At 68.7% G+C, this 23082-nt stretch carries 17 protein-coding genes; 7 read left to right on the forward strand and 10 right to left on the reverse strand.

Translation table 11 applies throughout. The features are described from left to right. Positions 1 to 65: 65 nt before the first annotated feature. Positions 66 to 1070, forward strand: coding sequence for a hypothetical protein (locus tag JHY01_RS27675; protein WP_205325134.1), 1005 nt, complete (start codon positions 66 to 68; stop codon positions 1068 to 1070). Positions 1071 to 1155: 85 nt separating this feature from the next. Further along, positions 1156 to 1590, forward strand: a complete 435-nt coding sequence (locus JHY01_RS08240) for a CBS domain-containing protein (RefSeq protein ID WP_205325135.1) — start codon at positions 1156 to 1158, stop codon at positions 1588 to 1590. Between the two features lie 58 nt (positions 1591 to 1648). On the opposite strand, the gene JHY01_RS08245 is transcribed toward JHY01_RS08240, so the two are convergent. Next, positions 1649 to 2644 carry an NADP-dependent oxidoreductase gene (locus JHY01_RS08245; RefSeq protein ID WP_205325136.1) on the reverse strand — a complete coding sequence of 332 codons (996 nt, stop codon included), beginning with the start codon at positions 2642 to 2644 and terminating at the stop codon, positions 1649 to 1651. Positions 2645 to 2912: 268 nt separating this feature from the next. On the opposite strand from JHY01_RS08245, the gene JHY01_RS26525 reads away from it, so the two are divergent. The 3 genes from JHY01_RS26525 to JHY01_RS08260 all read left to right on the forward strand — a co-directional run bounded on the left by JHY01_RS26525 (position 2913) and on the right by JHY01_RS08260 (position 4733). Then, complete coding sequence (locus tag JHY01_RS26525) at positions 2913 to 3401, forward strand: MarR family winged helix-turn-helix transcriptional regulator (protein WP_205325137.1); 489 nt, start codon at positions 2913 to 2915, stop codon at positions 3399 to 3401. Positions 3402 to 3519: 118 nt separating this feature from the next. Further along, on the forward strand, positions 3520 to 4323 hold the full coding sequence (locus JHY01_RS08255) for an MBL fold metallo-hydrolase (RefSeq protein WP_205325138.1): 804 nt from the start codon (positions 3520 to 3522) through the stop codon (positions 4321 to 4323). Beyond that, a complete protein-coding gene (locus tag JHY01_RS08260; RefSeq protein WP_205325139.1) occupies positions 4314 to 4733 on the forward strand; it encodes a nuclear transport factor 2 family protein in 420 nt (139 codons plus the stop codon). The genes JHY01_RS08255 and JHY01_RS08260 overlap by 10 nt, the downstream gene beginning before the upstream one ends. 328 nt (positions 4734 to 5061) lie before the next feature. On the opposite strand, the gene JHY01_RS08265 is transcribed toward JHY01_RS08260, so the two are convergent. After that, positions 5062 to 6090 (reverse strand): hypothetical protein, encoded by a 1029-nt coding sequence (locus JHY01_RS08265; RefSeq protein ID WP_205325140.1) that lies wholly within the window; start codon positions 6088 to 6090, stop codon positions 5062 to 5064. 373 nt (positions 6091 to 6463) lie between these two features. Between JHY01_RS08265 and JHY01_RS08270 the strand changes: the two genes are divergently transcribed. Next, entirely contained in the window at positions 6464 to 7864 is a 1401-nt protein-coding gene (locus JHY01_RS08270) for an endo-1,4-beta-xylanase (RefSeq protein WP_205325141.1), read from the forward strand. Positions 7865 to 8026: 162 nt separating this feature from the next. Further along, complete coding sequence (locus tag JHY01_RS08275; protein ID WP_205325142.1) at positions 8027 to 9061, forward strand: LacI family DNA-binding transcriptional regulator; 1035 nt, start codon at positions 8027 to 8029, stop codon at positions 9059 to 9061. A 129-nt stretch (positions 9062 to 9190) separates the two neighbouring features. Here the strand turns inward: JHY01_RS08275 and JHY01_RS08280 are convergent, their stop codons facing one another. The 8 genes from JHY01_RS08280 to JHY01_RS08315 form a co-directional block, all read right to left on the reverse strand. Further along, positions 9191 to 10450 carry an alpha-L-fucosidase gene (locus tag JHY01_RS08280; protein ID WP_205325143.1) on the reverse strand — a complete coding sequence of 420 codons (1260 nt, stop codon included), beginning with the start codon at positions 10448 to 10450 and terminating at the stop codon, positions 9191 to 9193. Positions 10451 to 10529: 79 nt separating this feature from the next. Then, the gene (locus JHY01_RS08285) at positions 10530 to 13901 is read right to left on the reverse strand and encodes an alginate lyase family protein (RefSeq protein WP_205325144.1); all 3372 of its coding nucleotides are present in this window, start codon (positions 13899 to 13901) and stop codon (positions 10530 to 10532) included. A 4-nt stretch (positions 13902 to 13905) separates the two neighbouring features. Continuing rightward, entirely contained in the window at positions 13906 to 15663 is a 1758-nt protein-coding gene (locus JHY01_RS08290; RefSeq protein WP_205325145.1) for a glycosyl hydrolase family 28 protein, read from the reverse strand. A 101-nt stretch (positions 15664 to 15764) separates the two neighbouring features. After that, positions 15765 to 16994, reverse strand: coding sequence for an alginate lyase family protein (locus tag JHY01_RS08295; RefSeq protein WP_205325146.1), 1230 nt, complete (start codon positions 16992 to 16994; stop codon positions 15765 to 15767). A 208-nt stretch (positions 16995 to 17202) separates the two neighbouring features. Further along, positions 17203 to 19629, reverse strand: a complete 2427-nt coding sequence (locus JHY01_RS08300; protein WP_205325147.1) for a glycoside hydrolase family 2 TIM barrel-domain containing protein — start codon at positions 19627 to 19629, stop codon at positions 17203 to 17205. Between the two features lie 151 nt (positions 19630 to 19780). Continuing rightward, on the reverse strand, positions 19781 to 21424 hold the full coding sequence (locus JHY01_RS08305; RefSeq protein ID WP_205325148.1) for a hypothetical protein: 1644 nt from the start codon (positions 21422 to 21424) through the stop codon (positions 19781 to 19783). A 95-nt stretch (positions 21425 to 21519) separates the two neighbouring features. Continuing rightward, positions 21520 to 22494, reverse strand: a complete 975-nt coding sequence (locus JHY01_RS08310) for a carbohydrate ABC transporter permease (RefSeq protein WP_205325149.1) — start codon at positions 22492 to 22494, stop codon at positions 21520 to 21522. Between the two features lie 14 nt (positions 22495 to 22508). Further along, on the reverse strand, positions 22509 to 23082 hold a 574-nt coding region (locus tag JHY01_RS08315), incomplete at its 5' end, for an ABC transporter permease subunit (protein ID WP_205325150.1).

Consider the following 23082-nt stretch of genomic DNA (forward strand, 5'->3'; position numbering starts at 1 on the left):
TCACCGCCTGGAAGTGGAGCGCTCATCGCGAAAGCGGGGCCCTTCTCGCGGGTATGCTTCGTGCCGTGCGTTACTACGTTCAGTTTCCTGCCGGCACCGGCGAACTGGTCGCCGAGTCGATCGGTTCGTACGTCGACCGGCCGGAGACCGTCTACGCCGACGACAGCTCGCTGATCTTCGAATCGGCGAGCCGGTATTCGCAGGTGGTGCAGATCCCGTTCGTGAAGAACTCGTTCACGGTGATCGCCGATGTGGTCCGCCGCGATCTCGACGAGGGCGTGCTCGAACTCGCGGACGGCCTCCGCTACGACGGCCTCGACAGCCACGCGGACTCGTTCCGGGTGATGTTCCACGTCGACGGCGCACTCGTCCCCGTCAACCCTCGCGTGAAGCGCGCGCTCGAAACCGAGATCACCTACGCCTCGGGCCAGCGCATGGTCGGCCGCGGTTCGGGAGAGGAGTACTGGGTGGTCGGAAGGACCGACTTCGACTGTTTGATGCTCTGCCGCCGCCATATCCGGCCCAAGCGCGCGACGAAGGCCGCGGGCGCGATCTCGCACGAGTTGTCGTCGCTCCTCGTCGCGGCCTCGAGGCCCGAGCCCGACGACGTGTTCCTCGATCCCTTCGCCGGATCGGGCTCGTTCACCAATGCGCGGATGTCGTTCCCGGCCAAGCGCATCGTCTATTCGGATGCCGATCTGGCGCGACTCCGCGAGGATTTCCCGGCGGCGGTGCGCGAGGGCCGCGACATCGAATTCCTGAGCGAGGACGCATTGGCGCTCCCCTCGTTCCAGGACCACGAAGTGGACGTGATCGTCACCGATCCCCCGTGGGGCGAGTACGAGGAACTGCCGCTCGAGCTGCCCGTGTTCCTCGACGCGATGGCGCGCTCCTTCGACCGCGTGCTGGCTGCGCGCACCGGGCGCTTCGTGCTCCTGATCGCACGCATGACGGCGGAAGCGGCCGAGAAGGCCCTGACCGCCAACCACCTCGCGATCGCCTCGCGCCACGAGATCCTCGTGAACGGCCACCCCGCGACCGTCCTCGTCGGAGGCCGCGAAACCGCCTGAAGCCGGGTCGGGGTTTGACCGTGTTCCTCAGGGCACATCTGGGCTATGCTCAAAAGCTACTCGCTGTGCATACAGGAGGGTCTCCGTGCGGATCAATGACATCTTGCGGTCCAAAGGCGCTGCCGTGGTTACCATCCGGCCCGAGGAATCGGTCCGCGACCTGGTGGCCAGACTCGCCGAACACAACGTCGGCGCGCTCGTGGTGAGCGCGGACGGCCTCGCTGTCGCCGGCATCGTCTCCGAACGCGACATCACCCGCGGACTGCACGCGGACCCCGGCCTGCTCGACGCGCCCGTCGAGCGGATCATGACCGCCGACGTGCACACCCGGGTCCTGAACGACTCGATCGAGGACCTGATGGTCCTCATGACCGAGCAGCGCATCCGTCACGTCCCCGTGGTCTCCGACAGCGGCGCCCTCGTGGGCATCGTGAGCATCGGCGACGTGGTGAAAGGCCGCATCGGACAGCTCGAGTTCGAGAAGGAGCAGCTCGAGGGCTACATCTCCGGGGCGAGCTGACCGAATGCGCCCGCCGTGATGGGACGCCCGGGAGGCCGCTCGCCTCGAGGGCGCTCCGTCACGCCCGGGTGATGACGGTCTTGCCTCGGTGGCCGCCCTGCTCCAACGCCTCCAGGGCCTCGACGGTCTCGACGAAGGGGACGGTCTTGCCGACGATCGGGCGCAGCACTCCGCGGTCGACGAGCGCGGTGATCTCGCGCAGCTGGCCGCCGTCGGCGCGCATGAAGAGGAACTCGTAGCCGACCCCGAGTTTCCTGGCCCGGCGGCGGACGCCGGCGCTGATGGCGGTGACCGCCGAGCGCATCAGCGCATTGGCGCCGATCTCGCGGGCGAAGGAAGGGTCGGGCGGCCCGGCGATGCCGACGACCTTGCCGCCGGGCTTCAGCACGCGCAGCGACTTGGCGAGGTTCTCGCCGCCGATGCCGTCGAGCACCAGGTCGTATCCCGATAGCAGCTGCTCGAAGTCCTGGGTGCGGTAGTCGATCACGATGTCGGCGCCGAGTCCGCGGACGAAGTCCGCGTTGGCGGCACTGGCCGTGGTCGCCACGCTCGCGCCGAGGTGCTTGGCGAGCTGGATCGCGATCGAGCCGACGCCGCCGGAACCCGAGTGGACGAGCACCTGCTGCCCGGCCCGCACGTCGCCCTTCTCGACGAGGGCCTGCCAGGCGGTCAAGGCGACCAGCGGCAGCGAGGCCGCCTCCTCCATGCTGATCGACGCGGGCTTGCGGGCGAGGTCGGCTTCGGCGACGGCGATCCGCTCGGCGAACGTGCCGATGCGGTCCTTGTCGGGCCGGGCGTAGACCTCGTCCCCCGGCTTGAACGCGCGCACCTTCGCTCCGACTTCGAGGACGGTGCCCGCGACATCGTTGCCGAGGACGAAGGGCGGCCGATACGGCAGGATCTGCTTGAACTCGCCCGCCCGGATCTTCTCGTCGAGCGGGTTGAGTCCGGCGGCCTGCACCTGGACGAGCACGTCGCGCTCGCCCACGAGAGGCTCGGGGACGTCTGCGAGCTGCAGCGGTGCCTTGTACTTGCTGACGACGAACGCTTTCATCGCGGTTCCTTGCTCCTTGCGTCGTATTTGAGTTGACTCAAGTATGAGTCAACTCAGAAATAATGTCAAGGCAGTCCCGGTGTGAGCCGTTCGAGGGACCGCAGAGCTCCGAACCCGCCCGCCATGAAGTCCGCGCGCAGAACGTTTGACACCTCCCGTCGGGACGGAAGGACGACCAGGCATGGAACGCCGAGGTCGGCACGAGCGGCCGCGGCGGACGAGCCCGCTCCGGTCTCGTAGGGTGGACGGCGGCTACGGGGAGGGCATTGTGGGCGATGCGATCGGAACGGCGAGAGAGGCCGCCGGCAACGAGTCGGTGGTCGCCTTCGGGCGTTTCCTGGGTGCGGCGAACCGGCTGGAGCACGTGCTCGGCCGGGCGCTCGAGGAGCGGTGCGGCATCTCGCACCTGATGTTCGAGGTGCTGCTGATCCTCGCGCGCACAGGGGATCCGGGGCTGCCGATGCGGGCGATCAGCCGCGAACAGGTGCTCACCACGGGCGGCGTGACCAGGCTGGTCGACCGCATGGAGGCCGCGGGCCTGGTCGAGCGGGGCGACAACCCGGCCGACCGGCGCGGCCGCCTGGTGCGGCTGACCGAGGCCGGCGAGGCGAAGGCGGTCGAGGCGTCCCGCGTGCATCTGGAGAACATCCGGCGGTACTTCCTGGAGCCGCTGCCCGTCGAGCATCGCGAGGCATTCGCCGAGGACCTGCGGATTCTCAGCCGTTCGGCGGGCGAGGCGGTCGGGCGTCTGCGATAGTCGGGTGTGATCCGCGCCGCGGACCGGCACGAGGGAATATCTGACTAATCAGATACTGTTGTGTCAGGCGAATGGTTCCCGTGCTGGGCGGGGGCCCCACACGATATGAGGAGTACTGATGGCCGCGCTCGACTTCACCATCTTCGACCTGGACTTCCCGGCCGGAAGCCCGGCCAAGACCGCCACGCTCGTCACCGGCGAGCACGAGGCCCTGCTGGTGGACGCGGGCTTCACCCGCGCCGACGGCCACCGCCTCGCCGCCGCCGTCCTGGACTCGGGCAAGACCCTCACCACCGTCTACATCAGCCACGGCGACCCCGACTTCTACTTCGGCGCCGAAGTCCTCGCCGACGCGTTCCCCGGCGCCCGCTTCGTCGCGACGGCACCGGTCATCGAGCACATCGAGCACTCCTACGAGGGCAAGCTCAAGGCATGGGCCGCTTCGGGAGCGAACCTGCCGACCCGCCTGGTCGACTTCGAGGTACTGGACGGCGACCTCGTCCTCGAAGGCCACCGCCTCGAACTCAAGGGCGGCGTCGCCGGCCTGGCCGACCGGCACTACCTGTGGGAGGCCGAGCAGCGGGCCGTGGTCGGCGGCGTCCTGGTCTTCTCGGGCCAGCACGTGTGGACCGCCGACACCGACGAGGCCGCCCGCGCCGTCTGGCGCGACCTGCTCGACGAGATCGAGGCCCTCGAACCCGAACTGGTGGTCCCCGGCCACCGCGCGCCCGGCGCGGCGGCGAACGTCGAGGCCGTGCGCTACACCCGCGACTACCTGAACGCCTTCGAGGAGGTCTTGAAGGAGCAGCCCGACGGCGCGGCGGTCACCGCCGAGCTGGTGCGACGCTACCCCGACGCCCGACTCCTGGTCGCGGCCCAGATCGGCGGCAAGGTCGCGAAGGGCGAGATGGCATGGGGCTGAGCGACTTCGAGGCATCGACCGCGCCGCGCGACGTAGTCCGCCGCCAATACCTGGCCTCGGCCGCGGGAGACCTGGAAGCGCTGCGAGCCACGCTCGCGCCCGATGTCGAGTGGACCGAGATGGCGGGCTTCCCGCTGGCGGGCACCTACCGCACGCCCGAGGGCGTCACCGCGAACGTGATGGAGAAGCTCGGCGCCGACTGGATCGATTGGACCGCCCACGACGACACCTATGTCGTCGACGGCGAGAACGTCGTGGTCCTGGCCCGGTACACGGCGGCCAACAAGGCCACCGGCCAGCCGATCGACGTCCGCGTCGCCCACCACTTCATCGTGAGGGGCGGGCGCATCGTCCGCTTCGAGCAGTTCGTCGACACCGCCAGAGTCCGCGACGCCATGGTCACCCCCTAGAGGCCGAGACGCAGCAGGTCCGGGTCCGGCATCTCGTGCCGGCCCGGACCTTCGCATTCCGGTTGCCGCGCAGTTCGATCAAGGGGCCTGATCCGGATCCGTCAAGCATGCCCGCTGTTCGGCGTGACTTGCATCATCTCGAATTGACATTCATTCTCGCCTTAGTTGAAGCTTCTAGTGCTCAAACACGTCCGCGACCGACCGTCGCGGGCCGGGCGCGGCCGCGGTTGGGTCGGCCGCGCCCTTCTCCTCCCCCGAAGCCGCCGTTGCGGAACTGCGGGCCGCCGGATGCGATTCCGGCGGAACCGCGTCGGCGGCCCGCTGCGCCTCACCACCATTGGCGAACGGTCACCGGGGCGTAGCCCCCGTTGTCGCTCAGATTCGAGTCGTTGAAGCTCAACTGCAGCTTCCGGCTGGTGGTGCCGAGGGACTCGTACAGCATGCAGGGTGTGCCGGTGTGCACCGTCCCGATCGCCGGGAACCATCGGTTGGCCTCGTACCAGCCCCAGCCGTGGACGTACATGGCGCCGGCGTCGACCCGGCCGATGAGCGAGTACGGGGCGAGCTCCGGCGCGGGACCGCCCGGATTGTGGGCGAACAGGTCGCCGAACACCGATTCCTCGCGTCCCCAGTAGTCGACCCTGATCACGCTGCCGGGGGCCGCCGTGACCTTCAGCGCGTCCCCGTCCAGAAGGTTCCACGATCGGTTCCAGTCGGTCACCGTGTTGCCGTAAGCGTTCCAAGCCGCGGGGTCCTGCGAGTCGTGTGAGACGTTGCTCGTGCACAGGACCAAGGGCGTTTCCGGCGGAGGCAGCAGGAAGCCCTCGCTGCGGTACGAGGTCCAACCGGCCGGCGGCGGCGTCCACGTGCGCCAGGTGGCCATCGCCGCGTTGTCCCCGAGGTCGGGGTTCCAGAAGCTGCGGAGCGGGACCGCGCCGCTGGGCGACAAGGTCGACACGTAGCCCTCGATCCGGAAGAGCACGTACTCCTCGCCTGAGGTTCGGCGGTCGCCGACCTCGCCGGCCCAGTTCGGATCGGTGGTGAGGAAGTTGTCGCCGCGGGCGGCGCTCCACCAGTGGTAGAGCGGCGTGGAGTTCGCCGGCTGCGGGTTCGCCGGGTTGTAGACGTAACCCTGGATCCCGACCGCTTGATAGCCGGGATCCGCCGCGCAGGTGCGGAAGTACTTGCACGTCCATGACGACTGGGTCGTCGTGAAGTGGTCGCCCCTGCTGGGGCTGAAGAAGGAGACGAGCGGGACCAGTGCCGGACCGTCCGCCGCAGCGGGCAATGCCGGGGTCGTCACGATGACGGTCAGCGTCAGGGCGATAGCGAGGGCGATTCGCTTGAGAAGGCGCATGAAGGGCTCCTTTCGGGCTCGGTATGCATTGCTCAGTATGAGCGCCCAACGTGGACTCATGGGTACATGCCCTACGTCCGCAAACTGCCGTTTTGCCTTGTCGCCGTGGGCATTCGAAAGCACCACTGAGGCAGCGCGAGAGCAATTCGCCGAAAGGTTCGGATTGGGCGCCCGAACCGGGCTTTCGGAGGAGGTGCCACCGCGCTCTCACGCCGCTTCTCCCGATCACCGCGGCAGATGCGCTGTTCACCGTGCCACGGGATGGGATTGACAGATTCATGTCTCTCAATATATTGTCGCCTTCCGATCGATGTTTCGGTCATGCCCCGAAAGTTTTCGGGGCTTGACGCGATCACCCTCCCAAGGAGTGCATATGACCCAGTCCCCGCAATCGAAGCGGAGGCGCCGCCGGACGATGCTGTCCGTAGCGGGCCTTCTCGCGCTCGGCGCCGGCGTCGCGGTGCCGTTGACGGCCTCAGCAGATCCGGCACCTGCCGAGGCCGATGTCCAGCAGTCCACGCTCGGCGAGCTCGCCGAGAACCACGGCATCTACTTCGGATCGGCCATGGACGGCTTCCCGAACGACGCCTATAACGACATCCTCGGCGGCGAGTTCGGCTCGATCACCCCTGGCAACGCGCTGAAGTGGGACGCGACCGAGCCCAACCGCGGCCAGTTCGACTTCACCCGCGCCGACTCCTACGTGGACTGGGGCCTGGCGAACGGCCAGGAGGTCCGCGGCCACACACTGGTCTGGCACAACCAGCTGCCCGGGTGGGTGCAGAACGTGCCCGCCGGGGAGCTGCTCGGCGTCATGCAAGAGCACATCACCACCGAGGTCGACCACTTCGAGGGCCGCCTCGTCCACTGGGACGTGGTGAACGAGGCGTTCGAAGAGGACGGTTCGCGGCGGCAATCGGTCTTCCAGCAGAAGCTCGGGGACGGCTACATCGCCGAGGCGTTCAAGGCGGCCCGGGCGGCCGACCCGGACGTCGGCCTCTACTACAACGACTACAACATCGAAGGCATCGGCGCCAAGAGCGACGCGGTCTACGAGATGGTGAAGGCGTTCAAGGAGCAGGGCGTCCCGATCGACGGGGTGGGGATGCAGGCCCACCTCATCCTCGGCCAGGTGCCGGACTCGCTGCAGGCGAACATCCAGCGCTTCACCGACCTCGGCGTCGACGTCGCCATCACCGAACTCGACATCCGGATGGACCTGCCTCGGGACGCGGCGAAGGACGCCCAGCAGGCGGACGACTACGCCGAGGTCACCGCGGCCTGCCTGGCGGTGGACCGGTGCGTCGGCATCACCATCTGGGACTTCAGCGACGCGCACTCCTGGATCCCCAGCGTCTTCCCCGGTCAGGGCGCGGCGCTCATCTACGACGAGGACTACCGGAAGAAGCCCTCGTACTGGGCCGTCAGCCAGGCCCTCGGCGGTGACGGCAGCGGCGAGGAGGAGCCGCCTCCGAACGGTGAGTGCACCGCGGCGATCGAGGTCGTGAGCGACTGGGGCTCCGGTTGGCAGGGCGACGTCTCGGTGACCGCCGGGGAGGGGAACGTCGACGGATGGACGCTGGAGTGGACCTGGCCGGGCGGCCAGACCGTCACCAGTTCCTGGAATGCGGAACTCTCCCAGGCCGGTTCGGCGGTGACGGCCGCCGACGTCGGGTGGAACGCAAGCGTCGCGGCGGGCCAGACCCGTCAGGCGTTCGGATTCATCAGCTCCGGTCCCGCGGTTGAGCCCGCCGTGACCTGCGAAGCCGCCTAGCGCCGACCGCACCTCGGCGCCCCGCGTCCGCGGGAGCCGACACCTGCGGCCCGGGCATCGCCGTCGACCCTCAGGGCGTCCGGTGCCCGGGCCGCTCGCCTTCACGCACCAGCGGCGGCACGCACACTCCATTTCGACATGAGAGAGCCATACGATTCCAGCATGAGCACCGGCATCGCCCCCTCCAGCGGCTCGAACGGGACCACGATCGCCCAGATCGCCGCGCATGCGGGTGTATCGGTGCCGACCGTCTCCAAGGTCATCAACGGCCGCGCCGACGTCGCCGCCGCGACACGCGAACGCGTCGAGGCGGCGATCCGCGAACACGGCTACCGACGCCCGAATCCGCCGGGTTCGGCACGACTGGTCGAACTCACCTTCCACGAATTCGAGGGCCCCTTCGCCATCGAGGTCATCCGCGGGGTCGAGCGGGTCGCACGCGAGCACCGGCTCGGCGTCGTGATCTCAGAACTCCACGGACGCCTCACCCCCGACCACACCTGGCTGCAGGACATCCTCGAACGGCGACCGCTCGGCGTCCTCGCGGTCTTCTCGCAACCGCATCGGACCCAGCTCGAGCGGCTCGCCGCCCGCGGCATCCCGATCGTCCTGGTCGACCCGACCGGTGAACCGACCCACGACACGCCCTCGGTCGGCGCCGCCAACTGGAGCGGCGCCCTCACCGCCACACGCCACCTCCTCGGCCTCGGACACCGCCGGATCGGCGTCATCACCGGGCCCGAGCACATCCCCTGCAGCCGCGCGCGCCTCGACGGATACCGGTCCGCGCTGCAGGACGCCGGGATACCCGTGGACCCGGACCTGATCCGCTTCGGCGACTTCCGCACCCGAGACGGGCGCGAACACGCGGCCGACCTCCTCCGCCGAACCGAGCGCCCCACCGCGATCTTCACCGGGAACGACCTCCAGGCGTTCGGGGTCTACCAGGCCGCGAGAGCCGCCGGACTCGCCGTCCCCGCAGATCTGAGCGTCGTCGGCTTCGACGACCTGTCCGTCGCGGCATGGGCCGACCCGCCGCTGACGACCATCCGCCAGCCACTGACCGAAATGGCCGTGAGCGCCATGGAGACGCTCCTTCGCCTCACCCGCGCAGAGCAGCCGCCGACCACCAGGATCGAACTGGCCACCACCCTCATCGAACGCGAGAGCACCGCCCCGCCGGCCCCACGGCCCTGACCGACCCGCGAACGGGTTCGGCGCCGATCGAACGCGCCGTCGGTGATCGGCTCGGCTTCCGGTTTCGTCGGTTGAGCCGCCGTTGCCGGACCAAGGTGGCGTTCGGTGCCGTCTCAGTGAGCGGTCGGGTCAGTGGTCCTCGTAGTCGAGGACGATGACGCTGTCGACCGGGTCCGGTGGCTCGGCCGGGACATGGATCATGACGCTCCGGTGGTGCAGGTCGACCTGGAGCGGCGTCTGCGCGGGGTCGGCGAGGAGGTACGCGCGTTCGAGGCGGTGGGGGAAGTCGTTGTAGAACACCCGCCCGTCGTCGGGCCAGTCGTCGACGTGGAGGTACTCCTTGCCGGGCCGCCGGGTGACCGCGGCGAGGTTCGTCTCCCAGCGCATCGACGGGCCCCCGGCGGTGCCGAATACGGCTTCGCCGTTGACCGCCAGCCAGCGGCCGACCTCGCGAATCGACTCGGCGTCGCCCTCCCGGATGAGGCCTTTGTCGCAGGGGCCGACGTTGAGCAGGTAGTTGCCGCCCTTGCCGACGACGTCCACCAGGTTGCGAATGAGGGTCGGGCCGTCCTTGACGGCGTCGTCGGGGTCGTATCCCCAGCCGTCGCCGACGGTCATGCAGACTTCGAACGGGCGGGTGCCGCCGCTGCCGGGGATGGTCTGCTCGGAGGTCGCGAAGTCGGCGCCGACGCCGCCGAGGCGGTCGTTGACGACGCAGCCGGGCTGGAGTTCGCGGACCATGGCGATGATCTCGGCGGCGCGCTCGCGCTCGTCTTCGCGCTCGAAGGCGTCGCCGTACCAGTCGAACCAGAGCGCGCCGATGCGCCCGTAGTTCGTCATGAGCTCGCGGAGCTGGCCTCGCATGTAGTCCAGGTACCGCATGAAGTCGGGGTCGGCTTTCGGGCGGCCGTGGAAGCCGTCGGGGTGCCGCTTGGTCCGGTAGGTGTAGCGAGTGGGGTAGTCCTGGTGGTGCCAGTCCTTGACGGAGTAGTAGACGCCGAAGGCGATGCCCTGGCGTTCGCATTCGACGGCGAGTTCGGCGATGGGGTCGCGGCCGAACGGCGTGGCCTTCACGATGTTGTAGTCGGTGAGCGCGGTGTCCCACATGCAGAAGCCGTCGTGGTGCTTGGCGGTGACGACGAGGTACCGCTGACCGGCGGCCTTGGCCAGCGCGACCCATGCGGCGGCGTCGAACCCGGTCGGGTCGAACCGCGGAGCGTATTGCCCGTACTCCTCGGCGGGGGCGCCGTCGCCGAATTGGACCCATTCTCCGCGGGCCGGGATCGCGTAGAGTCCCCAGTGGACGAACATGCCGAACTTGGCCCGCTGCCACGCGGTGACGCGTTCGGGCAGACCGCCTCGGGCGGGGTCCGCGAATCGGTGTTCCATCTGCTTCCTTCGTTCTCGGTGGTGGTGTGCCCCGGCGCGGCGGGTGCTCCGCGCCGGGGTCGACGGTGTTCGGCAGCGGTCAGGTGAGGGTCACCTGGTCGAAGACCGCGGTGCTCAACGCGAGCGGGTTGCCGGAGACGACGGCGAGGCCGGCGTGGTACGGCGCGGCGCCGAAGGCCGGGATGGCGTGCGGCTCCCCGACCGGGGTCCAGGTCTCGCCGTCGGCGGAGGTCGCCGCCGCGAAGGCGTCGCCTTCTCGGGCGAGCCGCAGCCAGATCGGCGCTCCGACGCCTCGTGGCCCGTCGGTCGTGTTGGGTCGGAAGGCCACTCGCGGACGTCGGAAGAACTGGACGGTGCCGTTCGCGCCCAGGACCGTGGCGGCCATCTGGTCGAACGGGTTGAGCGACTTCGCCATGACCAGCCCGACCCGGCCGTTCGCGGCCGCACCGGACCATTCGGCCAGGCGCGCGACGATCGCACTGTCGCCTTCCATGGGTATGGAGGCGAAGTGGACGGTCATGCCCTGGTTGATGACGTTGAGGTCCGTGCCGGCGCCTCGCAGGGTGAACGTCCCGGTGTCCGGGTCGTGGCCGGTGATGCCGGCCATGCCCATCGCGACGACGCTCCGCGAACCGAGCCTCCGCTCATCGGGGACGACGTCGCCGATGTCGCGATAGGCCCACGGTGACGGCGGCGGCGCCTCGACCGTGAGCGTGATGCTCGCCGTGTCGCTGCCGGTCGCGTTGGCGGCACTGACTTGGACGTCGAACTCGCCTTGCGCGTTCGGGGTCCCGGTGATCATCCCGGTGGTCGCGTCGATGCGGAGTCCGTCGGGCAGGCCGTCGGCGGTGAATCCGGTCGGTTCGCCGCCGGCGCGGACCAGATGGTTGAACGGCTTGCCCGCGTTGGCGAACAGCGTGGTTTCGGTCGCGATCGCCGGTGGCGGCGGGGTCGGCATGACCGCGCGGGCCTCCGATGAGGGCGGGCCGTCGCCGTCCGCGTTCGCGGCGCGGACGACGTATCGGTATTCGTCTCCGGGCGTGCCGGTCGAGTCGCGGTATCGGGCTTGGACGCCGTAGCCGACCGGGCCGATGCCGCAGGCGAGGACCGCGTATCGCCCGCCGTTCGCCGGGGCGCGCTCGACGGTGTAGCGCCCCGCGAGGTCCGTTGCGCTCCAGGCGAGTTCGACGGCGCTCGCGCCGGTCCAGGCTCGCAGGTCCCCCACGGGGGCGGCGGGGCGCTCGACCGACCAGTCGGGCGCGGTCACGTTGTCGAAGACCGCCGAAGTGGTCTCGGCGTGATCGGTGTCGGCACCGAGCGCCGAGCAGGCGGCGAGGCCGACGTACAGGTCTCGGTCGAGTGCCAGTTCGGAGGACCCGACCTTCTCCCAGTCCTCGCCGTTCGGCGAGATCCAGCCGGTGAATTTGGAGCCTTTGCGCCGCAGGCGGACCCAGTAGGGTCGGCGCCAGCGGTAGCCGTCGCTCGCGCCTTCCGCGTACGGCGCGGGCAGCGGACTCGCGGACGCGGGCAGCGATCCGAGGTTCGAGATGGGGAACCCGGCGCCCGAGGTGATCTCGGCCTGCTGCGTCGGCGGGACGAGGGTGCTGCCGGTGCCGGAGGTGTCGCCGCCGGTCTCGGCGCGGGTGGTCCAGACACCGCTCCAGGTGTGGAGGGGCAGTCCCTGGACGAGCATCGACGCGTGCGCGGCGTCGGGTTCGAGCGACTCCCGCATCATCAGGCCGACCTTCGCGTACTGCGAGCTGACGGGGTGGGCGATCCGCGCGGTGACCGTGCCGTCGCCGGCGAGTGGCAGGTAGGTGAAGCGGAACGAGTCGTGAGAGCCGGCGATGTCGCTGCCGCCGGCCTCGATCCGGAAGGCCTGTCCGTCGAAGGCGGTGGCGCCTGCCGGTGCGGCGTCGCCGATGTCGGCGGCCGCCCAGTCCGCGGGCAGGCCGGCGGTCGCGGCGATGCCGAGCGAGTCCGGGCCCGCACCGGCCCCGTTCTCGGCGGCGACGGCATAGAGGTAGGTCCGGCCCGGCTCGACGTCCTCATCGGTGTACGAAGTGGACGTGACACCGGTGGCTATCACCTCGTACTCGTCGTCGTCGAGCGCCGCGCGCTTGACGGTGTAGCCGTCGGCCGGGGCCATGCTGGCCGGTTCGACCGAGGCGACCCAGCTGACGGTGATCGCATCGGGGGCGTCGTGGGCGGCGAGCCCGGCGGGTGCGGGCGGCGGTGCCTTCGGGGTCGACGTCTCGGCCTGCGGGCGAGCGAAGGTGAGTGTGCCCCAAGAGGGGTGGTCGTCGTTGTGCCCCTCGGTGAAGCGGGTGCCGCCGGTCCCTCTGAAGACGACCCGCTCGGTGTAGGGGGCCGGGACTCCCCTGCGGCTTGCGTAGTGGCCGTAAGCGAGTTCGTGGATCGGCCGCCACTGCCCGCGGTTGCCCGCGGCGACGGCGGTCTTGAGGTACTTGCCGGTCCGGTCGAGGTCGGCGGTGAACGGCACCTCCTCGCCCAGGTTGTAGCGCGAGACGTACTCGTACCCGGCGAGGATGCGGTCGTCCTTGTAGCCGTACAGGTCCACGCCCTGGTTCCAGGCGACTTCGGCGACGTCCGCGAGCAGCCCGATCGCGAGCTGGGCGTAGGCCTGGCTGCGGCCGCTCTCCTGACCCTGGCCGGACTCGTCGACGACGATGCCGGTGATCGAGCCGTTCCCGGCCCCGTTCGCGGCGTAGCGGACGGCGTCCTCGAACATCACGCGGTCCTCGCAGAACACCGCGATCGCGATGACCAGTTGCAGGGCGGCGACGTCCCAGTTGCCGTTGGCGAACAGGGCGTAGCCGGAGATCGCCGGGTACCAGACGTCTTTGAAGGACCGCTCGCACCGGGCGATGTCCGCCTCGGCCCAGCCTTCATAGCCGCTGTGCCGCAGGAGCTCCGCCGCGTTGACGAGCTTGAAGCCCTGGAGGCCGGCGCCGAGCTGCCCGTCCGCGCCGGTGATCATCTCCAGGCTGGACGACCAGGCGTTGAGGAGGTCGCGGGCCTTGTCCGCGTGCCGCGCATCGCCGGTCACCGCCCACATGAGCGCGTTCTGATAGGCGGCCCCGGCGTCCTCGGCCGCCTCGGCGGTGTGGTCGGTGGGGCCGCGGCCCCAGGTCGTGACCTGACCGGTGTTGCGGATGCGGTAGTCGAAGGAGGACCGGGCATGAGCGGCCATCGACGCATAGCCCTGGTAGATCGGTGCTTCTTGGGCCGCAACGGCTTCACGCATGCGTTCGAGGTCCGCCGCGGTGTGCAGCAGGCCGGGGTGAACGAATGCCGCGTCGCCGCTCGAAGTGGTGGGCGCGGCCTGTCCGGCCCCGGCGGGAAGGGCGTTCGCGGCGGTCACCGCGATGAGGGAACCCGCCGCGCCTCGCAGCAGCGTGCGCCGGGTGGTCGTGATCGTCGTCGACATCGTCTCACAGCACCTTGATCGCGACGGTGTGGTCGGTGGTCCCGACGGTGTTGGCGGCGCTGACCGTGACGGCGTAGGTGCCGGCCGCGGCGGCGCCGGTGACCACACCGGTGGCGGTGTCCAGCGTGAGGCCCTCGGGCAGGCCTGCGGCGGCGAACGACTCGGGGTAACCGGTCGCGCTGACGGTGTAGAGCAGCGGCGCTCCGGCGGCGGCCTCGACCTCGGCGGCGGCGGTGATCTGCGGCGCCTCGGCGGTCGGCGCGGTCGCGGCGTCGATGAAGCGCAGATTCGTCACGTGCTCGTTGACGTGCATCGGCACCATGTCCGTCATCTTGAACCAGCGGGGTTTCTGCATGGTGTCGGCGATGACCTTCCCGTTGATCGAGAGGTTCTGGAAGGTCACGTCGTCGATGCCGTGCTCGGCGTCGTAGCCGAGCATGATCGGGGTGGTGGCGCTGTCGCCGTTGTAGCTGAGGTTCTTGATGAAGACCCCTTCGATGCCGCGCCCGGCGGAGGTGTTGTAGTCCCGGTTGAAGGCCACGCGCATGTGGATGAGCTGGCCCCAGCGGAAGTCCTCGACGCGGACGTCCTCGATCCGGACGTTCCGCACCAGGTTTCCGTCGCCCGGGTTGAGCGCGATGCAGCCCTGGTAGTTGAGCTGGGGCTCGCGGTGGTCGAGGATGTCGACGTTGTAGAGGGTGATGTTCTCGAGGACCTCGGGGTCCTCGGTGTTGCCGTGGGTGCCGACGTTGAACGGGTGCGCCACATCGGCCCACAGGGTCGAGTCGCGGACGGTGATGTCGCGGACGTCGCCGTAGTACTGGTTGCGGTGCGAGTACAGGGCGATGCAGTCGTCGGAGCTGCGCAGGAACGCGCCCTCGATGAGCACGCCGCTGCTGCAGAACACGTCGATGCCGTCGCCCCAGGTGCCGTGGCTGAAGTAGCTCAGGTTGCGGATCGTGACCTGCTCGGACTCGGCGATGGTCGAGGCGTTGCCGGTCGGGTTGTTCGAGATGGTGACCCCGTCGACCAGGATGTTCTTCGAGTTCTCGATGGGGATCGCGCCCCATTGGACGCCGTAGATCATGCCGCGGCCGAGGAGCCGGGCGTTGTCGACGTTCTGGAAGACCACCTTGCGCCGCAGCACCGCGCCTCCGGCGAGGTACACGGTCTGGCCGGCGGCGACCGCCAGGTCCCCGCCGTCGTGCACGCCGGGCCCGAAGTAGACCACGTTCGGGTCGCCGAGGTCGGGGACGTCCGTCTCGATCGGCTTGGCCAGCAGGTGCAGGCAGTCGAAGATCTCGCCGTTGACCTCGATCACGACGTTGCGGGGGCCGTCGAGGGTGAACTCCACGGTGCTCTCGTCGATCTCCGGTTCGATGCCGTACGACAGCGGGCGGACGCGCGCGGTCTCGACGGCGGCCCTGGTGTAGGTGACCTTGACGTTCACTTCGCCGGAGACGTCGAAGTAGGCCATCGAGGAGTTGAAGGTCCGGCCGCCGCCGGTGTCGGGGTTGATCTCCTTGAGCCGCACGTTGTAGGCGTCGACCGGCTGCCACTCGCCGTGCGGGACCCGCACTTGGATCTGGAACGAGTCGTTGCGGGCGATGCCCGCGGGGATCGGGTAGGTGGCCAGGCGGGCCTCGGCGTCTTGGGCGGCGGCGGGGCTCCCGGTCGCCAGGTAGCCGGCGACGGCCGCGGCGCCGGTCGCCTGGAGCACGATGCGGCGGGACAGGCTGGGTGTCGAAGGGTTCTCAGTCATGATTCCTCATTCGTTGCAGGGGAGGGAAGGTCGCAGGGCCGGACCGGGTCCGGCCCCGCCTGTGGTCGCGGCCGAAGGCCGCTGGGAGTGGATGCCGGAGGTCAGCGCGAGTGCGTGAGCGTCCCGAATCCGAGGTCGTCGAAGCCGCCGGAGGTCGTGCCGTAGTCGCCGCCGCCGCCCTCGGCGCCGCTCTGCTCGACCATCCGCTTCAGGTTGGGCAGGGTGAAACCCCACCGTGAGAGGTAGTGGCCGTACACCCGCGCCCACACCGGCCGCGGCTGGCCGCGCCCGCCCGCGCCCATCACCGTGTGCTCGTTGTAGCTGCAGTTGACGCCGGAACCCCACGTGTACTTGGTGAACGGGAGGTCGTCGTGGCCGAGGTTGTAGCGCGCCACGTAGTCGGCCGTCCGGGCGAAGGCGTGGTCCCGGGCGGAGTACAGGTCGACGCCCTGGTTCCAGGCCATCTCCATGATCGAGCCCATCAGGCCCATGCCCATCATGGCGTGCCCCTGGTCGCGGCCCGACTCCTGCCACTGGGCGAGGGCGCCGTGGATGAACGGGACGGCGTTCTTGATCGACCCGTTGCCCGCGCCGTTCCAGAAGTAGTCGACGGCCCGGTCGAACAGCGCGTCGTCGTCGTTGAAGATCCCGATCGCCATGATCGAGGCCATGCTGCACAGGTCCCAGTTGGCCCAGTAGTTGGTGATGCAGGCGCCGTTGTGCCGCACCAGGAAGTCCTCGTTCATCGGGTAGAAGAGGTTCCGCAGCATCGACTGGAACCGGCCCCGGTCGAAGCCGGGGGCGTCGCGGACGAGTTCGGCGGCGTTGGCGGCCTGGTAGCCGTAGATGCCGGCGGCCAGCCAGCGGTCGGCCGAGCCGTTGATCTCCTGGAGCGTGCCCGACCAGGCGTTGAGGATCCGCACCGCGCAGTCGCGGTGGGTCGTCGTGCCGGTGATCCGCCAGCGCAGCGCGTTCTGGTAGGCGGCGTGGATGTCGTTGTAGAAGAGGTGGTAGTTCTGCGGCCAGCCGCTCCCGCGGTAGATGCCGGTCTGCGGGTTGGGCTGCCAGTCGGGCCAGGAGTGGTTGTTGGCGATCAGCTTGTTCCAGCCGGAGATCCAGGGCTCCTCCCCGGCGTAGACCTTCTGGCGCATGCGGTCGAGGTCGGCCTGGGTGTGCAGCATCCCGGGGTGGGCGCCGGTCCGGGCCTGGGCGATGCCGACGCCGCCGGCACCGGCGGCCGCGAGACCGCCCGCGACGATCGCTCCTCTCAGGAGGTTTCGCCGGTTGAGGTTCGCGCGGAGGCGCGGTCGATCCTGTTGTTCGGTTGACATGGTGCTCCTTTGCGCCATGCGGTGTGCGATGCCGGGGAATGCCACCGCGTACTCGTGAAGGTTCACGTTGAAACGTGTGCCTTCCCTGGAAGTATAGCACGATATATCTGCATCTTTCAATAAAAGATGACGATAACCGACATTTGCGCACACCCGGTCAGGGACGGGGACCGAGACAGCCCCGCCCCTGACCGGAGCCTCTGCGAACTCAGTACACGCGGATCTCCTCCACGTCGATCGGCCGCTGCGGGAACGAGAGCCGGACGGCCGAAGCCGTGCGGCTCGGGAAGTCGAGGTACACCGCCGGCGACTCGCCGTCGGCGCCCGCGCAGTGCAGCTCGTCGAAGTTCCTGCCGTCCTTGCTCGTCTCGACCGTCCACGGCTGCGTCGGCGGTTCGGCGAAGACCACCTCGATGCGGGTGATCTCGTAAGGGAACTCGAGCAGGGCCTTGAGCCATTCGCCCGGCTCGCGGCTCGCCGCCCTCCAGTAGGTGCCGCTGCCGGTGAGGGTCGCGTTGCCGCCCTCATGCCGGGGCAGCGCGCTGCTGACGGCGACCGGCCGGTAGGCCACGAGCGACGTATCGCCCTGACCCACAGGGGGTTCGGTGACATATGGAGCGGGCGGGGCAAGCTTTCGCAACCGCGGCGGCCGCGGCGGTCCGACCGCGACCAGCGTGATCTCGGCCGGTTCGAGACCATCGGCGGTGGCGCGGATACGCTGCCGCCCAGGCGCGTACGAGCGGAGCTCGATCGCGGCGGCCCCGTCGTTCATGCTGTCGGTCTCCGGGCCGAGCGTGATGCTCGGACCGGACGGGAAGATCCCTTCGCCCTCAAGCACGGTCAACCGCACCGGGCGGTCATCCGCCACGCGCTCACCGTGGACGTCGACGAGTTCGACCCAGAGCTGCGCGTCGCCGGTACCGTCCGTCGGGATCTCGCGCACGTCGGACCGAAGCCGCAGCGCGACCGCCTCGCCGGGTTCGGGGAACTTCGGCGGCGCGATGCCGAGCAGTCGCTCGCGGTACCAGTGGTACGGCCGCCTCGGCACCCTGAAATAGTCGATGAGGCCCTGGAGCCCGGCCCCGTCCGCGATCGACTTGTAGTGGAAGGCGCACCAGAAGAGTTTCCCTGAGCGCCATGGATAGTCGACCTCGACGCCGTGCTCCCACTCCACTTCGTACTCGCCCGGGCCGCGGCCACGGACGCCGTGGTATTCGGAGACGACGCTCGGGATGCCCGGGTCGATGAACAGCTCCGCGCCGTCGCCGTTGTATCCGGCGATGTCGCCGAGCACGTCGAAGCCCTTGCGCTGGGCCCCGCCGACCGCTACGGGCCGGGTCGGATCCAGTTCCTTCGCCAGCGCGACCAGTTCGACCGTGAGCGCCTTGGCCTTGTCGACCACCAAGTCCGCGCTGAAGAACGCCTCGTTCCCGATGCTCCAGGTGACGATGCTCGGGTGGTTGCGATGGGTGCGGATCATCTCGCGCAGTGCACGGCGCAGGCTCTCCTCGAACTCCGGTTCGTCGGCTTCGTCCACGGGGTAGGCGCTGGCGAACCAGAAGCCCTCGATGTTCTCGCCGCCCATGCCCCAGAAGTGCAGCTCGGACCAGAAGAGCACACCCTGGCGGTCGCATTCCTCCGCGAAATAGGGATGGTGCGGGTAGTGGGAGCCGCGGATCATGTTCATGCCCATGGACTTGACCAGGGCGATGTCGCGGCGGATCCCCGCTCTCGTTCCCGCCTCGCCCCAGCCGCCGCGGTTCTGGTGCACGTTGGCGCCATGCAGGTCGAGGTGCTCGCCGTTGAGGAAGAACCCGCGGTCGGCGGTGAACTCGAACCAGCGGAAGCCGAAGTGAGTGGTCTGCGAGTCGCGGGCGACCCCGTCGACGGAGACCGAGGCCGTCAGCTTGTAGCGGTGCGGCTGGTCGGGGTGCCACAGCAGCGGATGACCAACGGCCCCTTCCAGTTCGATCACGGCACGCGACCGGGCCGGGATCATGCGGTTCACGGGCGCGAGCGAGGCGACCGTGCGGGAGGGGTCGGCGACGACCGCAGCGACGTTCACGCGGACGGGTCTCGGTTCGTCGTTGACGATCTCGACCGAGGCGGCCACGGTAGCGCGCTCGCGGCTCACTTCCGGTGTGGTGACACCGATCCCGTACCAGTCGATGCGGACGCGGTCGGCCACGATGAGGCTCACGTCGCGGTAGATGCCGCCGTTGAAGCTGTAGTCCCCGGCTCGCGGTGCCAGGCGCGGGTTCCACAGGTTGTTCACCCGCACGAACACGTCGTTCGGCCCTTCGACCACCGCATCCGATATGTCCACTGTGAACGGCGTATAGCCGCCTTCATGCCGATCCACGAAGCGGCCGTTCACGAACACCTCGGCCACCTGGAACACCCCGAGGAACTCCAACGCGATCCATCGGCCCAACCACGTCTCGTCCACGTCGACGGTGCGCCGATAGCAGCCGTGGCCGACGTAGAACCGCTGTTCGCGGAAGTCCGGCAGGTCGAAGGAGTGTGGCAGTCCGACGTCGTACCAGTCCGGGCTCGGGGGTTCGCCCTCCGCCCTCGGATGCTCGCCGTAGGCGAACGTCCAGTCGTCGTTGATGAAGCGCTGCTCGCGGAACAAGTGGACCTCTCAGTGTTCGGGTGTTCTGGCGGGGGGGGGGGGGGGGGGGGGCCCGCGCCCCCCCCCCCCCCGGGGGGGGGGGGGGGGGGGGGCCGCGCCCCCCCCCCCCCCCCCCCCCCCCCCCCCCCCCTACTGGGGGGCTCTGACGGGACTACTTGGAGGCGTCCCAAGCTTCCCGGTAGATCTCGACGTACCGCTCGGCACCGAGGTCGGTGAGGTTCTGCTGGAAGTCGGCCCAGTCCTCATCGCTCTCGATGTCGCGCGTGCCGGTGACGAACTCCGCGGTCGCCTGGACGATGAAGCTCTCCACGTTGGTCTGGACCGTGGCCAGTTCCGTCGCGGTGTCACCGGTGATCGACACCTCCCAATAGGGGAACGCGTCTGCGGACTCGTGGCCCTCGTACAGCTTCGTCGCCTCGAACAAGCGTCGCTCGTAGCCGGCCGGATCGTAGATGTCGGTCGCGACGATCTGGCCACCGCGGAACGTCTCGTCGCTGAAGTACTGCGTCATCGCGCCCCAGGCCGTGTTCACGCCCTCGCCCTCGGGAGCTGCTTGCGTCTTGAACAGCGGTTCCACGGATTCGTCGAGGGCCACGTCGCCTTCCTGGGGCCCGACCCAGTTGACGCCCTCGACGCCGAACTCGCCCTGGAGGTGTCCCTCGGTCGAGTGAATGAAGTCCATGATCTGCATGAGCTTCCGCTGCTTGGCCTCGCTGGCGCGGTTGGTGATCACGAAGGTCGCCCCACCTGCACCGGCCGGCCCGGCCCAGGACGTGTCACTGCCGTTGGGCCCGGTCAGCGGCGGGACCGCGTCGTACTGAGCGCCGCGTCCGTCAGCAGCGGCGAGATCGACATAGACCGCCGGGTGCAGCGTGGTGACCGATCCGAGGATCACCCCGTCCGCACTGTTCCCCTTGGCGTAGATCGCCTCGCCGTTCTGGGTGAACGCGCCCTCGTCGATCAGCCCGTCCTCATACAGCGAGGAGACATAGGAAATGCCCGTCCGCCACTCATCTCGGGTCGGCTGCAGGACGACTTTCCCGTCGACCGATGCGAGCGAGACCGGCGTGGAGCCTTCGGCGTTGACGCCGGCCGTGTACACGAACGGATTCATCAGGTACGGCAGGGGCGAGTGGCCCACGGCCCCGGAGAGGGGGATCTCGTCGGCCTTGCCGTTGCCGTTGGGGTCCTGCGTCTTGAACGCCTCGAGCACCGTCCGCAGCTCATCCGGCGTGGTCGGCTGCTCGAGGTTCAGCGCCTCGAGCCAGTCGGAGTTCATCCACAGTTTCGTGCCGTACGAGCAGTGGAAGCACTCGTTCCACTGGGGCAGGCCCCAGATCTTCCCGTCCGAGGCCGTGGCCGCGTTCTTGTAGTCCGGCTCGTCCTCGAACGCGGCGACGATGTTCGGAGTGTCCTCGCCGATCAGGTCGTCGAGCTGCACGATCACGCCTTGGCCGCCGAGCTTCACCAGCTCGTCGTTGTTGAACTGGTCGACCCATGGGATGAGCATGTAGGCGTCCGGGTAGTCGCCGCTGGCGAGGGAGATCTGCCGCTTCTCCCCGGCCGCGGCACCGTCGTACGTGGTGGTCTCGAACTGGAGGTCGACGTCGAACTTCTCCTCGATCACCTTCGTGAACGCGTTCTCGTCCATGTCCATGTCGGGATTCTCGGGCGCGAAGATGGTGATCACGTCGTCCGGAGTGGTCTCCGGTTCCGAGGAGCACGCGGCGAACGCGCCGGCCGACACGGCCAGTGCCGCTCCGGCCGCTGCCGCTCGGGTGAATCTGCTGGTCATCGTTGACTGCCTTTCAATTGAGGAGTTGATGGGATTGAGGGGGAAACAGGGGGCCCGCGCTCCAGCCGGTCACGGCGAAGCTTGCGAGCCGTCAATCAGCCCTTGACTGAGCCGAGCATCACGCCCTTGGTGAAGTGCCTCGCCACGAACGGGTACACGAGCATCACGGGCACAGTGGACACGACGATCAGGGAGAACTTCATCAGGTCGGCCATCTGCTTGGCCGCCATCTGGTTCGCCAAGTCCGTCCCCGCGCTGTTGTTGTTCAGCACCAAGATGTTCCGCAGCACCAGTTGCAGTGGGTACAGGTCTTCACTGCGCAGGTAGATCAAGGCGGAGAAGTACGAGTTCCACTGTCCGATGCCGTACATCAGCGCGATCACCGCCAGCAGCGGCTTCGACAGCGGCAACACCACCGACCACAGGAACCGCAGGTCCGAAGCGCCGTCGAGCTGCGCCGCCTCGTACAGCTCGCCCGGGATCGAGGAGCGGAAGAACGTCATCGCGATGAGCACCTGCCAGGCCCCGATCGCGGCGGGAATGATCATCGCCCAACGGGTGTCCAACAGGCCCAGAGCCCGCACGACCATGTACGTCGGGATCAGTCCACCCGAGAACAGCATCGTGAACAGGACCCCGCCGATGAGGACCTTCCGGCCCACCAGCTCTGAGCGCGAGAGCGGGTAGGCGATCATCACCGTCAACGTGACGCTGACGAGCGTGCCGAAAATGGCGTAGAACAGCGAGTTGCCGAAGCCGGTGAGGATGTCCTCGTTGCTCAGCACCGCTTCGTAACCGATGAGGGTGAAGTCGACCGGCCACAGGAACACCCTGCCGCCCGACACGGCCGCGGGGCTGGAGAAGGAACTGGCCACGATGTTGATGAGCGGGACCAGCACGATGAGCAGGAAGGTCGTCAGGAGGGCGTAGACGCCGACCATGAAGATCCGGTCGATGGGAGTGTCCTGGAGCTCGGTGGCGCGGCGGCGTTTGGGCTTGCCGGCCTTGGGCTCCGGCTCAGTGACCGCTTCGACGTTCGCGCGGCGCTCAGTCTGGATGCTCTGTGTCATTGCAGGGGCTCCCTTCACCAGAGTCCGTTGCCGGTCACGCGCTTGGACACGGTGTTCACGGCCAGGAGCAGGATGAGATTGATGACGGAGTTGAACAGCCCGATCGCCGTCGCGAGGCTGAAATCGGCATTCAACAGGCCGATCTTGTACGTGTAGGTCGCGATGATCTCCGACTGCGAGAGGTTCAGCGGGTTCTGCAGCAGGAACGCCTTCTCGAACCCGATCGCCATGACACTGCCGACGCTGAGGATCATCACCACCACCACCGTGGGGGCGATACCCGGCAGGTCCACATGCCAGATCTTCTGGAGACGGCTCGCACCGTCGAGGCGGGCGGCCTCGTACAAGCTCACGTCGATCCCCGCCAGAGCGGCCATGTAGATGATCGCCGAGTACCCCGCGGTCTGCCATATGTCGCTCCACACGTAGACGCTGCGGAACGCGTCCGGGTCGGCGAGGAGGTTCGAGTCCATCCCGAAGAAGCCGAGGACGTCGGCCATGAAACCGATCCTGGGCGAGAAGATGAGGATGAGCATCGAGACGACGATGACCGTCGAGATGAAGTGCGGCGCGTAGGTGACCATCTGG

This window comes from Glycomyces sp. YM15 (genome assembly GCF_016918015.1).
Taxonomy (GTDB): domain Bacteria; phylum Actinomycetota; class Actinomycetes; order Mycobacteriales; family Micromonosporaceae; genus Glycomyces.

Coding starts and splice junctions, on each gene's coding strand:
- JHY01_RS08245 (WP_205325136.1), bottom strand. CDS start 2,644: ATGAAAGCGTTCGTCGTCAGCAAGTACAAGGCACCGCTGCAGCTCGCA.
- JHY01_RS08255 (WP_205325138.1), top strand. CDS start 3,520: ATGGCCGCGCTCGACTTCACCATCTTCGACCTGGACTTCCCGGCCGGA.
- JHY01_RS08260 (WP_205325139.1), top strand. CDS start 4,314: ATGGGGCTGAGCGACTTCGAGGCATCGACCGCGCCGCGCGACGTAGTC.
- JHY01_RS08265 (WP_205325140.1), bottom strand. CDS start 6,090: ATGCGCCTTCTCAAGCGAATCGCCCTCGCTATCGCCCTGACGCTGACC.
- JHY01_RS08270 (WP_205325141.1), top strand. CDS start 6,464: ATGACCCAGTCCCCGCAATCGAAGCGGAGGCGCCGCCGGACGATGCTG.
- JHY01_RS08275 (WP_205325142.1), top strand. CDS start 8,027: ATGAGCACCGGCATCGCCCCCTCCAGCGGCTCGAACGGGACCACGATC.
- JHY01_RS08280 (WP_205325143.1), bottom strand. CDS start 10,450: ATGGAACACCGATTCGCGGACCCCGCCCGAGGCGGTCTGCCCGAACGC.
- JHY01_RS08285 (WP_205325144.1), bottom strand. CDS start 13,901: ATGTCGACGACGATCACGACCACCCGGCGCACGCTGCTGCGAGGCGCG.
- JHY01_RS08290 (WP_205325145.1), bottom strand. CDS start 15,663: ATGACTGAGAACCCTTCGACACCCAGCCTGTCCCGCCGCATCGTGCTC.
- JHY01_RS08295 (WP_205325146.1), bottom strand. CDS start 16,994: ATGTCAACCGAACAACAGGATCGACCGCGCCTCCGCGCGAACCTCAAC.
- JHY01_RS08305 (WP_205325148.1), bottom strand. CDS start 21,424: ATGACCAGCAGATTCACCCGAGCGGCAGCGGCCGGAGCGGCACTGGCC.
- JHY01_RS08310 (WP_205325149.1), bottom strand. CDS start 22,494: ATGACACAGAGCATCCAGACTGAGCGCCGCGCGAACGTCGAAGCGGTC.